Consider the following 12,451-nt stretch of genomic DNA (forward strand, 5'->3'; position numbering starts at 1 on the left):
GTGTTAGTATTGACTTAGTATATACCCGCTTCTACAATTCGCCCTACTTGATGAGCGGGCACTGTCCACGGACACGATTCTAGCCTGTCTCATAACTTCACGGGGTCGGGGCCCCAATGACATTTTAAGGAGTGTTTTCAATAGGCGTCTGCCTTCTCCCCCGAAAAAATTGTTTAGCTACTGGTCCAATACCACAGGGAACGACCAGCTGAAGCGAGCAATGACGGCGTTAATCGCGCGCCCACGCGGCGGCGATAGACGATATTTCTGATGCACGGCATGAGTCTGCCCGCTGCGCTAACGCGCGGTGCCGGGATGGCTTTTTCCGCGACAAAGGGGAATTCGATGATACATCGTTTCAACGGGGCGACAGCAAAGCTCGCCCAAACCATGGCCAGCCAGCCATTCACGTGGTCTTCCGTGAGTAAAACGGCGCGTGGTCTCTTGACTACAATGCAACACACACTGACGTTTTTCGGTGTTTCCGCACTGGCCATGATGGCCTTGCTCTATCTGCGCCCGGAACTGGCGCACGAAGCGTCGCAATTGCTGGCAGCGCCCAACAAGCCGGCGCCCGCCATCACGCGCGCACCGGTGCAGGCACCCGCCCTGTCGGCCCTGATGACGGCGCCCGCGCCGGCACCAGCGCCCGCCGTGCTGGCGCCCGACGAGCCGCCGATCCTGGCGCTCGACGAAAAGGCGGCCAAAGCGAACCGCAAGCAACAGGAGTTCGTCACCACCTGGCTGTCCAAGCGCTACCGCGTGGCTGGCGATGCTGCCAATATGCTGGTGTCGACCGCCTATTCGACGGCGCGCGAAATCAAGCTCGATCCGCTGCTGATCCTCGCGGTAATGGCGATCGAATCGGGCCTCAATCCCTTTGCCGAGAGCCCGGTGGGCGCGCAAGGCTTGATGCAGGTGATGTCGAAGATTCACCATGAGAAGTTCCAGGACATGGGCGGCACCAAGGCTGCGCTCAATCCCGTGGCGAATATCCGCGTCGGCTCGCTGATCCTCAAGGAATACGTGAAACGCGGCGGTTCGGTGGAAGCCGGCCTGAAGACCTACGTGGGCGCCGCCGCCTTTGAAACCGACCAGGGTTATGGCTCGCGCGTGATGAACGAGTATCAGAAGCTCAAGCTGGTTGCCAGCGGCAAGAAAGTGCCGACCTTTACCTCGCCGGTGGCACCGAAGCCGGTGCTGGCCGAAAAAGCGTCGCAGGAACAGATCGCCGGTTTGTGATCGACTGACTATATATAGAGCGAAGTAAAAAAGCCCGCTGCTTGCAGCGGGCTTTTTCATGTCCGGGTGGCGCGACGCCGTGCTGGCCACCCCGGCCGGAATTGCTGGCCGCGCACGGGCAAGCGCGCGGTACGGCCGAACTGGGGGAGCACAGCATCTTGCTGTACCGATTGCCATGTAGCGGCCGATGGGGACGCAAAAAAGCCCGATACCAGGATCGGGCTTTTTTTGCGTGCGCTTGCCGCTGAAGGCGAAACGGCGCCGTCCAGCCGGGCTGCTACCGGTTCCCGCCTGAGCGGGAGGCCGCTTCCGCCAATGGCGGGGAGCGCCAATCAGCGGCGCGTGTCGCCCGCGACTTCGTCGGCGCGCAGTTTCGGCGCCAGCTTGTCGAGTACGCCATTCACATACTTGTGCCCGTCGATACCGCCGAACGACTTGGTCAGCTCGACCGCCTCGTTGATGACAACGCGATAAGGAATATCCAGGTTGTTCTTCAGCTCGAACGCGCCGATCAGCAGCACCGCGTGCTCGATCGGGGACAGCTCGGCCACGCCACGGTCGATCAGGGGCGCAAACGCTTCGCGCAGGGCCACCGAATCCTTGATCGCGCCGTACAGCAAGACCGCAAAATGGTCGGCGTCGGCTTTTTCAAAGCCGTGCGCCGCCCGGATATTGGTCACGACCGTGGTGGCGTCTTCATTGTTCAGCAGCCATTGATACAAGCCCTGCAAGGCGAACTCGCGCGCCCGGTGACGCGGCGTGCGGTTCTTGCTGGGGTTGGCGTGCAAGGTTTTCTCTGTCATGGTGTTCTTACCTTCTTATTACCGTTTGTTCTTAACTACGTGTTCTGGGAGGGACAATTCAATCTTCGTCGGCTTGCAGCTCTTCGAGCGCGATCAGCAGATTGGCCATCTCGACGGCGCAGCGCGCCGCTTCGGCACCCTTTTCCGCCATGCGCGCTTCGGCCTGCTCGTCATTTTCGGTGGTCAGCACGGCGTTGGCGATGGCGATGCCGAAGTCGAGGCCGACGCGGGTGATACCGGCGCCCGATTCGTTCGAGACCAGCTCGAAGTGATACGTTTCGCCGCGAATGACCGCGCCGAGCGCGACCAGGGCGTCGAACTGCTGGGTTTCAGCCATCTTTTGCAGCGCCAGCGGAATTTCCAGCGCGCCCGGCACGGTCACGTGCAGCACGTCTTCGTCGCTCACGCCCAGGTGTTTCAGTTCAGCCAGGCAAGCCGACAGCAAGCCATGGCCCACATCGGCGTTAAAACGCGCCTGGACGATGCCAACGCGCAGGCCTGCACCGGTCAGATTGCTTTCATAAGTTCCTACGGTCATGGCAGACCCCTTTTATATGTGTGATTGAATGAGAGTGTACCGCTTCAGGCGGCCGCTTTGGCGGACGGCTCGCCGTTCGGCTCGCCGTTCGGCTGGCCGTCCGGCCGGGCGCGATAGCCGGTCACTTCCAGGTCGAAACCGGTCATGGATGGCATTTTGCGCGGACTGGCCAGCAATTCCATCTTGCCGACACCCAGGTCCTTGAGGATCTGGGCGCCGATGCCGTAGGTGCGCAAGTCCATGCTGGCGGCGCGCCCGGTTGGCTTGGCGCCGGCGTCGAGCGCCGCGAACTGGGCGAACAGCTGTTCGGCCGTCTCGCCGCAGTTGAGCAGCACCATGACGCCACGGTCGGCTTGCTTGATCGCCTGCATCGACGACGCCATGGTCCACGAGTGGGTGGTCGCTTCGCTGTCGAGCAGGTCGAGGATGGAGACCGGCTGGTGCACGCGCACCAGCGCGTCCAGGTTCGGGGCCAGATCGCCATGCACCATGGCCAGGTGGGCCGAGCCGCTCGGCTTGTCGCGGAAGGCGATCAGGCGGAATTGGCCATACGCGGTCTGCATGGTGCGCTCGGCGATGCGTTCGACCAGGCACTCGTTCTGGCCGCGGTAGTGGATCAGGTCGGCAATGGTGCCGATTTTCAGCTTGTGTTCCCTGGCGAACTCCAGCAGGTCGGGCAGGCGCGCCATGGTGCCGTCATCCTTGAGGATTTCGCAGATCACCGAGGCCGGGGTCAGGCCGGCCATCTCGGTCAGGTCGCAGCCGGCTTCGGTGTGGCCGGCGCGCATCAGTACGCCGCCGCGCTGGGCCTTGAGCGGGAAAATGTGGCCCGGCTGGACGATATCGGCCGGGCTGGCGTGCCTGGCCACCGCCACCTGGATGGTCTTGGCGCGGTCGGCCGCCGAAATGCCGGTGGTCACGCCTTCGGCCGCTTCGATCGAGACCGTGAAGTTGGTGCCGTAAAAAGTACCGTTGCTCGACGTCATCATCGGCAGGTTGAGCTGCTTGCAGCGCTCTTCGGTCAGGGTCAGGCAGACCAGGCCGCGCGCATGCTTGACCATGAAATTGATGGCCTCGGGCGTCACGAAATCAGCCGCCAGCACCAGGTCCCCCTCATTCTCGCGGTCTTCTTCATCGACCAGGATGACCATGCGTCCTGCGCGCAATTCTTCAACGATTTCGGGGGTACTGGAGATAGACATGAAAGATCCTCTGGGGCGACAGGCTGCTGGAGCGTAATCCGCTATTTTAAAGGATTTACCCGACTTAAACCGCCCTAAGCTTGGGAAGATTCCGAACAGGCGCGGCGGCGCAAGCCGGGCATGCTCCGATTTGTTGCTGCAAGACAACAATATGGCGTGAATGATAAGCAAATGTTACGTTTTACCGCGTATTGCGAAACAAATCCGGAGAGTGCGCGCCGACCTGCATTATCATCACAGCAGGCCTCGCCTTCCGTGCTTTTGCATGCCGGAGCGATGCCCGGAGCCCTCGATGCCAGCACCTGTTCACTCTCATCCCGCCCCATCCCGGCACCCGGAGCCAGGCGCATGTCCACGATCCTGATCGTCGACGACCGGCCGTCGAACCGGCGCTACCTGAGCGCCCTGCTCGGCCACACCGGCCACCGCCTGCTCGAAGCCTACGACGGCGCGCACGCGCTGGCCCAGGTGCGCGCCGGGCGGCCCGACCTGATCATCACCGATATCCTGATGCCGGCCATGGACGGCTACGAATTCGTGCAGCAGCTGCGCGCCGACCCGGAACTGGCCGCCACCCGCGTGATTTTTTATTCGGCCATCTACGCCGTAAGCGAAACGACCGCGCTGGCGCGCAGCTGCGGCGTGACGCGGGTGCTGGCCAAGCCGGCCGACCCGGAAGACATCCTGGCGGCGGTACACGGTGAACTGGGACTGGCCGCCGGCGCCGGCGTGCGGCAAGCGGCCGCGCCGCCCGATGACGGCGCGCCAGGCCTGGTCGAGGACATGGGCAGCAGCATCGACGACGCGCTGGTGTCGGCGCGCCAGGCGCTGGGCGCCGTCTTGCAGCGCCATGGCGCCACCGATGCGGCCCTGGGCGCGGACCTGGGCGCCCTGCTGGGGGAGCGCATGAGCGGCTTGCGCAGCCTGGCCGCGCGTCTCGGCGCCATGGAAGACATGAGCTTGCGCCTGACGGGCGAGCGCAATGCGGACGCCATGATCGGCGTATTCCTGCAAGCGGCGGCCACCATCCTCGATTGCGCCTGCGTGGCCGTGTGCCTGCTCGACAGCGGCGAACAGCGGGTGCGCCACCTGGCCGCGCGCGGGGTCGACAGCGCGCTGCTGGCCGGGCGCGCGCTCGATCCGCGCCAGTTGCCCGGCGCCCTGCTGCACCAGCACCTGGCGCTGCGCCTGCAGGACGGCGCGGCGCTGCCCGATGGCCATCCGGCGGTGGACGGCTTCCTGGGCCTGGCGATCCGCGACCGCAACCACCTGTACGGCTGGATGTACTGCGCCCGCGCGCGCGGCGCGGCCCCGTTCAGCCACGAAGATGAACGCATCGGCGTGACCCTCGGCGCCCAGCTGGCGGTGGCCTACGAAAATCTCGGCCTGTACGAAGTGGTGCAGCGCCACGCCGCCCAGCTGCAGCTGGAAGCGGCCGCGCGCGTGCAGGCCGACCGCGCCCTGCGCGACAGCGAACAGCGTTTGCGCCTGTCGGCCCGCATTTTGGAGAGTACGCAAGAGAGCATCATGATGACCGATGCGCAGGCCTGCATCATCGCGGTCAATCCGGCGTTCGAGCACATTACCGGCTACAGCGAAGCCGAAGTAATAGGGCGCAATCCGAGCCTGCTGCAATCGGGCCGCCACGACAGCGCCTTTTACCGCGCCATCTGGGCCAGCTTGAGCGCCAGCGGCCAGTGGCGCGGCGAAATCACCAACCGCCGCAAGAATGGCCAGGTGTACCCGGAGCGGATCAGCATCAATGCCGTGCGCGGGGCCGGCGGCGTGGTCGACGCGTATGTGTCGGTATCGAGCGACATCAGCGCGCTCAAGGCTGCGCACCACCAGGTCGACTTCCTGAGCAACCACGATCCCTTGACCCTGCTGCCGAACCGCGCGGTGCTGGTCGAGCGCATGCAGCAGGCGATCGCCTCGGCGCGCCACGGCGACCGCCAGATCGCCCTGCTGCTGTTTAATATCGACCGCCTGCAACGCATCAACGACAGCCTGGGACACGAAGCCGGCGACGCCCTGCTGCGCGAAGTGGCACGCCGCGCCGGCATGCTGGCCGGTCCCGCCGACGCGCTGGCGCACCTGGGCAGCGACGAATTCGTGCTGCTGCTGACCGAATGCCTGGACTCGGACGCCATCATCGTGGCGGTACGGCGCCTGATCGACGAGATCGCGCTGCCGTTCCAGGCCGACGGCCATGAACTGATCGTCACCACCAGCGTGGGCATCAGCATCTACCCGCGCGACGGCGCCAACCCGAGCGAGCTGCTGAAAGCGGCCGACGTGGCGCTGTCGCACATGAAGGATGCGGGACGCAACGGCTTTCGCTTCTTCAAGGGCGAGATGAACGCCCACGCGCTGCGCTGGATGGCGCTGGAAACGCACCTGCGGCGCGCCATCGAACGCAAGGAACTGTCGCTGCACTACCAGCCGCAGGTGGCGCTGGGCAGCGGCCGCATGTGCAGCATGGAAGCGCTGCTGCGCTGGAACAGCCCGGAACTGGGCCAGGTCGGGCCGGGCGACTTCATTGCGCTGGCCGAGGACACGGGCCTGATCCTGCCGATCGGGAACTGGGTGATCCGCGAAGCCTGCATGCAGAACAAGGCCTGGCAGGACGCCGGCCTGCCCCCGCTCAAGGTGGCGGTCAACGTCTCGGCGCACCAGTTCACCGCCGGCACGGTGCCGTCCGTGGTGCGCGAGGCGCTGCGCGAGAGCGGCCTGGCGCCGCAGTACCTGGAAATCGAACTGACCGAAAGCGTCATGATGCGCGACAGCGAAGCGGCCGAAATCCAGCTGGCCGAACTGACCGGCATGGGCGTGTCGATTTCGCTCGACGACTTCGGCACCGGCTATTCCTCGCTCGGCTACCTGTCGCGCTTCATGCTCGACAAGCTGAAGATCGACCAGAGTTTTGTGCGCAATATCATCAGCGACCCGCGCAGCGCCGCCATCGCCCAGGCCACCATCGCGCTGGCGCACGGCCTGTCGCTGACCGTGGTGGCCGAAGGCGTGGAGACAGTCGAGCAGCTGGCGTTCTTGCAGCGCATCGGCTGCGACCAGGTCCAGGGCTACCTGTTCAGCCGTCCGCTGGCCGCCAACGCGATGGCGACGCTGATGGCGTCGGACGCGCGCCTGACGCTGCCCGCGTCGCTAGCCGAGGCGCTACCCAGGTCACTACCCGGGTCGGTAGCCGACGCGCTACCCGCGTCGCCAAAGGAGTAGAATCCGCGCTCTACCAGAAAACATTGCAGAGACGCTAATGACCAAGTATTTCGTTCGATCCGCTTGTGCGGCGACCCTCCTGATGGTGTGCGTCTTCGGCGCCCAGGCCGCGATCAAGCCGGGCGACGCGATACCGGTAGGGCCGCAGGTCAAGGTGGGCAAGCTGGCCAACGGACTGACTTACTACATCCAGAACAACGCCAAGCCGGCGAAAAAACTCGAACTGCGGCTGGTCGTCAAGGCCGGCTCGATCCTGGAAGACGAAGACCAGCAAGGCCTGGCCCACTTCACCGAACACATGGCCTTCAACGGCTCGACCAATTTCAAGAAGCACGAACTGGTCTCGTACCTGCAATCGATCGGGGTCAAGTTCGGCGCCGACCTGAATGCCTACACCAGCTTCGACGAAACAGTGTACATCCTGCCCATCCCCACCGACAACCGCGACAACATCGACAAGGGCTTCCTGGTGTTGCAGGACTGGGCCGGCGGCTTGACCATGAACGCGGCCGACATCGACAAGGAGCGCGGCATCATCCTGGAAGAACTGCGGCTCGGAAAAGGCGCCAACGACCGCATGAACAAGGTGCTGATGCCGAAGCTGTACAACGGCTCGCTGTACGCCAGGCGCCTGCCGATCGGGCAGGAACGCATCATCAAGCACTTCAAGCATGAGGCCATCCGGCGCTTCTACAAGGACTGGTACCGGCCCGACCTGATGGCGGTGGTGGTGGTGGGCGACATCGACCCGCTTGACGCACAGCGGCGCATCGAGCGGCATTTCGGACAGCTGAAAAATCCGGCCAGGGCGCGCGCGCGCACCTACGCCGCCATTCCCACGCGCGCCCACACCGAGGCGCTGGTCGTGACCGACAAGGAAGCGACGGCCAATGCGCTGCTGATCCGCTATCCGGTGAAGGAAGCGATCGACAAGGGCACCTTCGGAGCCTACCGCGAAAAGCTGGTCGAGGCGCTGTTTACCGGCATGCTGGGCCAGCGCATGCAGGAACTGGCGCAGCAGGCCGACCCGCCGTTCATGGCCGGCAGCAGCTCGGTGGGCAAGCTCACACCGCGCTACAACTCGTTCAATGCCGTCGCCTCGCTCGGCAAGGGCGGCGCCACGCCGGCGATCGAGGCGCTGGTGCAGGAAAACGCGCGCACGCGCCAGTTCGGCTTCAGTGCCCAGGAATTCGAGCGCGCGCGCAAGAACATGATGCGCCACTACGAACTGGCCTACAACGAACGTGACAAGACCGATTCGGGCAGCTACGTCAGCGAATACGTGCGCAATTTCCTCGAACAGGAAAGCATCCCCGGCATCGAGAACGAATACGCCTACGTGCGCGAGCTGCTGCCGGCGATTACCCTCGACGACATGAACCGCTACGCGCACGCCACCATTCCGGCCGCCTCGGCCAAGCTGGTGGTGTACATGGGCAGCGCCAAGGACGACTCGCCGGCGCCGACCAGCGCCCAGCTGCTGGCGGCGGTGGCGGCGGCCGAAAAAGCGACGGTGAGCGCGCTGGAGCAAAAGACGCTGGCCACGGAGCTGATGGACAAGCCGCCAGCCGGCGGCAGCATCGTCGCGCAGAGCGAAGACAAGGCGCTGGGGTTGACCAAACTGACGTTGTCGAACGGCGTGAAAGTGATCCTCAAGCCGACCGACTTTCGCAACGACGAGGTGGTGATGAGCGCGGCGCGCTTCGGCGGCCAGACCCAGTTCGGCGAGGCCGACATCATCAACGCGCGCTACGCGAATGCGGTGGTGGGCACGATGGGGCTGAAAGACCATTCGCCGCTCGACCTGCAGAAGGTTTTGGCGGGCAAGACCGCCACGGTCAACGTCACGCTGGGGAACCATGTGGACGGCATTACCGGCAGCACCGCCAACGACGACATGGAAACCATGCTGCAACTGGTGTATCTGCGCATGACGGGCGTGCGGCGCGACGAGGGCCTGTACAAGTCCTTCATCGGCAAGCAGGTGGAAGCGGCGCGCAATGCGATGGCGCAGCCGGAGTCGGTGTTTCGCGACACGCTGGTGAGCACCCTGTACCAGGACAATCCGCGCGTGGGCCGCACGGCGCGCCCGGGCGACTTCGACAAGCTCGATCTGGAGCGCGCGCTGGCGGTCTACCGCGCGCGCTTTTTCAGCGCCAAGGACATGACCTTCATTTTGGTGGGCAGTTTCGACATGGCCAAGGTCAAGCCGCTGCTGGCCACTTACCTGGGCGCACTGCCGGTGGGCGATATCGAAATCAGCTACAAGGATGCCGGCGTGCGTCCGGTGCGCGGGGTGGTGAAGAAGGAAGTGCGCAGCGGCTCGGAAGCGAAGAGCAGCGTGTCGCTCAACTTCAGCGGCGAAGCGCCGTACTCGGACGACGAAGCGATGCGCTTCCAGGCGATGCTGGAAGTGATCAACATCCGCATCACCGACATCCTGCGCGAGAAGCTGGCCCTGATTTACGGCGGCGGCATGAGCGGCAGCTTGAGCAAATACCCGTACGAGAATTACCTGATCACGGCCGCGCTGCCGACCGGGCCGGCCAATGTGGACAAGGTGATCGCCGCCGCGATGGCCGAGATTGCGCGCATGAAGGAGCAAGGGCCGGACCTGGCGGACTTGAACAAGGTCAAGCAGAACTGGCTGCAAAACCACCAGAAATCGATGCGCGAGAATGGTTACTGGATCAACCGCCTGCAAACGGCCGCGCTGCAGGGCAGCGATCCGCACGAGATCCTGGCGTATCCGAAGAAGGTGGAGGCGATCATGCCGGAGCAGCTCAAGCAGGCCGCGCGGCGCTACTTCGACATGAACAATTACGTGCAGCTGGTGCTGTATCCGGAAAAATGATGCGCCGGGCGCAGCTCCTTACTTGAGATAGCGCTCGAACCACGCCACCGTGCGGGCGCGCTGGTCGCGCTGGTGGGCGGGCTTGCGGATCGCGTGGCCTTCGCCATCGTAGATCACCAGCGCGGTCGGCGTGCCCATGGCGCGCAAGCCGTGCCAGAACTCCATCGATTGCACCGCCGGCGTTTCGACGTCGCGCTCGCCCACGTACAGCAAGGTGGGGGTTTTGGCGGCCTTGATCGATTCGATCGGCGAGGCGGCCCGGTACGCGGCCGGGTCGTCGTAGGCCGAGGCGCCGAAGAAGGGAATCATCCACTGGTCGATACCGTTCTGGCCGTAGTAGCTGATCCAGTTGGCGATGCCGGCGCCGGCCACCGCAGCCTTGAAGCGGTCGCTGTGGGTGACGCCCCACATGGTCATGAAGCCGCCGTAGGAGTGTCCCATCAAGCCAAGGCGGCCGGCGTCCACCGGCGCCAGCTTCAGCACGGCGTCGACGCCGGCCAGGATGTCGCGCCAGTCGCCGCCGCCGAAATCGCGCTTGTTGGCGCTGCTGAAGGCCATGCCCTGGCCAAAGCTGCCGCGCGGATTGGGCAGGAACACGTGGTAGCCCTTGCGCGCCAGGTCGCGCAGCAACGGGTTGGCTTGTTCGCCGTCGGAGACGAAGCGCGGCGAGGCGGCCGATGCGGGTCCGCCATGCACCTGCACCACCATCGGATATTTTTTACCCGGCTCGGTCGCCAGCGGCGCGAGCAGCCAGCCCTGCATGTTGAAGCCCTCGTTGCTCCATTCGACGCTGGTGGCGCGCACCTGTGGCGCGAAGGCGTCGTTGTCGCGCGTGATGGCGGCCAGCTGCGGCAGGCGTCCGGCGACGATGCGCGGCGCGCGCGCAAAGTCTTCATGCACGGAGGCGGCGACGGCGCCATCGGCGCTGAAGACGAAGCGCCCCTGGCGCGCGCCGGCCGCGCCGACGGCGCCCGACCACAGCGTGCGCGTGCTGCGTTTGGCCGGGTCGATGCCCAGCACCGCGTGCGCGCTGCCGACCAGCGCCGAGGCGAGCAGCTGCCTGCCCTGCCAGGCCAGCCCGTTGAAGGAGCCGGCGAAGCGCGGGGTGACGTTGTGCGGCTCGCCGCCCGTCAGCGGCACGGTATAGACGTCGCCGCCGACCGCGCCGAAGTCGCTCATGAGGCCTCCGATGAAAGCCACGCTGCGCCCGTCGGGCGAGACGCGCGGGATCGTCATTTGCATCCTGGGGGCGGCCAGCACGCGCAGTGCGCCGCTGGCGGCGTCCACGTGACCCAAAGTGGCAACCCACCAGTTGTTGTCGCCGTTGCCCTTGGCGCTGGTGACGGCGAAGCCTTTGCCGTCCGGGGTCCAGTCGTATTCGTAAATGTAGCTGTCGGACGGAGAGAGCATGCCCAGTTCGCCGCCGTGCGCGGCAACAAGGGCGAGGCGCTGGGCGTCGTCCTGCGTGCCGATTTCGCCGATCTGGCGCGCGCCCGCTTCGACCGCGCCGGCGAGCTTTTTCGCGCCCGGGGTGGCCAGCAGCGAGAGCAGTTTGCCGTCCGGCGACCAGCGCACGCTGCTGGCCACGCCCTTGAGCGAGGCGACCGGCATGGCGCCCGCGGCGCCGGCGACGTAGACGGTGGCGCTGCCGGCCCTGGCGTCGGCGCTGATGAAGGCCAGCGCTTGGCGGTCGGGCGACCAGGCGGGATGGTCGTAGGTGCAGGTAGCGCAGGGGTCGTACTGGGCCAGGATGGCGCCGCTGGCGGCGTCGCGCACGACCACGATGGCGTGCGGGCGCAGCGGCAGGCCGCCCGGGTCGAGCGATTCGAGGGCGGCGATGCGCTTGCCGTCGGCGCTGATGGCCAGGCCGCGATAGTCGCGCAGGGCGGCAGGTTCGGCGGCCAGGGCGGGAGCGCTGGCCAGCATGGCGGAGAACAGGACTGTGTGCAGGTGTGCCATGGGCGTGCTCTTGTGTGTGAACGACTGGATCGACTGGCACCGTGCCCGCATGCCAGACCTGACAGCGGGTGGACTTACACGGCGGGCGGGGCGGCGCCGTCGAGGCGGATTTCGGCGTACATTTCGCCCTCCTCGTCCAGCCCGGTTTCGACGAAACCCAGGCTGGCGTAGAAGTTCTTTGCCGTCGGATTGGCCGGCCAGTAGCAAATCTGGATCACTGTCGCATCCGGACGGCTGCGGATTTCGTCGAGCACCAGGCCAATGGCGCGCCGGCCGTAGCCTTTGCCCTGTTCGCCGCTGTCGACCATGAAGCGGTAGATCGCGTATGCGCCCGGCTGGCCATCGTCCGCCAGCGACACGTACATCAGGAATCCGATGGGCTTGTCGTCGAGATAGATGGCGCGCGTGAAGAAGCTGTCGCGGTAGAAGCTTGCTTGCGCGATCGAATAGGCGTTGCTGGCGAGGTAGTCTTGCTGCTGCGGGAGCAAGGGCAGCTCGATGATGGCATCGAAATTGTCTTCAGTTACAGCTTGCAGGGTAATCGTCATCGGTGGCTTTTGCTTGCGCTGGAGCGCGGTTGAATGAAGCGGAAGCGGCGCGGCCGCGTGGGCCGGCCGCC

At 65.3% G+C, this 12,451-nt stretch carries 9 protein-coding genes; 3 read left to right on the forward strand and 6 right to left on the reverse strand.

Annotated features, from left to right (window positions below; translation table 11 throughout):
- Positions 1 to 173 precede the first annotated feature (173 nt).
- Positions 174 to 410 (reverse strand): hypothetical protein, encoded by a 237-nt coding sequence (locus PO883_RS07725; RefSeq protein WP_289309233.1) that lies wholly within the window; start codon positions 408 to 410, stop codon positions 174 to 176.
- A 34-nt stretch (positions 411 to 444) separates the two neighbouring features.
- Between PO883_RS07725 and PO883_RS07730 the strand changes: the two genes are divergently transcribed.
- Positions 445 to 1,242 (forward strand): transglycosylase SLT domain-containing protein, encoded by a 798-nt coding sequence (locus PO883_RS07730; RefSeq protein ID WP_373890043.1) that lies wholly within the window; start codon positions 445 to 447, stop codon positions 1,240 to 1,242.
- A gap of 332 nt (positions 1,243 to 1,574) precedes the next feature.
- On the opposite strand, the gene nusB is transcribed toward PO883_RS07730, so the two are convergent.
- Genes nusB through ribBA form a run of 3 tightly spaced genes read right to left on the reverse strand, consistent with a single transcriptional unit; the run spans position 1,575 to position 3,785 of the window.
- A complete protein-coding gene (gene nusB / locus PO883_RS07735) occupies positions 1,575 to 2,045 on the reverse strand; it encodes a transcription antitermination factor NusB (protein WP_054263535.1) in 471 nt (156 codons plus the stop codon).
- A gap of 58 nt (positions 2,046 to 2,103) precedes the next feature.
- Positions 2,104 to 2,583, reverse strand: coding sequence for a 6,7-dimethyl-8-ribityllumazine synthase (ribH, locus tag PO883_RS07740; protein ID WP_054263536.1), 480 nt, complete (start codon positions 2,581 to 2,583; stop codon positions 2,104 to 2,106).
- A gap of 44 nt (positions 2,584 to 2,627) precedes the next feature.
- A complete protein-coding gene (gene ribBA / locus PO883_RS07745; protein WP_289309235.1) occupies positions 2,628 to 3,785 on the reverse strand; it encodes a bifunctional 3,4-dihydroxy-2-butanone-4-phosphate synthase/GTP cyclohydrolase II in 1,158 nt (385 codons plus the stop codon).
- Between the two features lie 348 nt (positions 3,786 to 4,133).
- Between ribBA and PO883_RS07750 the strand changes: the two genes are divergently transcribed.
- Both PO883_RS07750 and PO883_RS07755 read left to right on the forward strand, forming a co-directional pair.
- On the forward strand, positions 4,134 to 7,019 hold the full coding sequence (locus PO883_RS07750; RefSeq protein ID WP_289309236.1) for an EAL domain-containing protein: 2,886 nt from the start codon (positions 4,134 to 4,136) through the stop codon (positions 7,017 to 7,019).
- Between the two features lie 37 nt (positions 7,020 to 7,056).
- Positions 7,057 to 9,873: a pitrilysin family protein gene (locus PO883_RS07755; protein ID WP_289309237.1), complete on the forward strand. Its 2,817-nt coding sequence runs from the start codon at positions 7,057 to 7,059 to the stop codon at positions 9,871 to 9,873.
- Positions 9,874 to 9,891: 18 nt separating this feature from the next.
- Here the strand turns inward: PO883_RS07755 and PO883_RS34880 are convergent, their stop codons facing one another.
- Positions 9,892 to 11,832: an alpha/beta fold hydrolase gene (locus PO883_RS34880; protein ID WP_373890044.1), complete on the reverse strand. Its 1,941-nt coding sequence runs from the start codon at positions 11,830 to 11,832 to the stop codon at positions 9,892 to 9,894.
- 74 nt (positions 11,833 to 11,906) lie between these two features.
- Complete coding sequence (locus tag PO883_RS07765) at positions 11,907 to 12,380, reverse strand: GNAT family N-acetyltransferase (RefSeq protein ID WP_289309238.1); 474 nt, start codon at positions 12,378 to 12,380, stop codon at positions 11,907 to 11,909.
- Positions 12,381 to 12,451 lie beyond the last annotated feature (71 nt).

This window comes from Massilia sp. DJPM01, from assembly GCF_030348125.1.
Taxonomy (GTDB): domain Bacteria; phylum Pseudomonadota; class Gammaproteobacteria; order Burkholderiales; family Burkholderiaceae_D; genus Telluria_A; species Telluria_A frigida.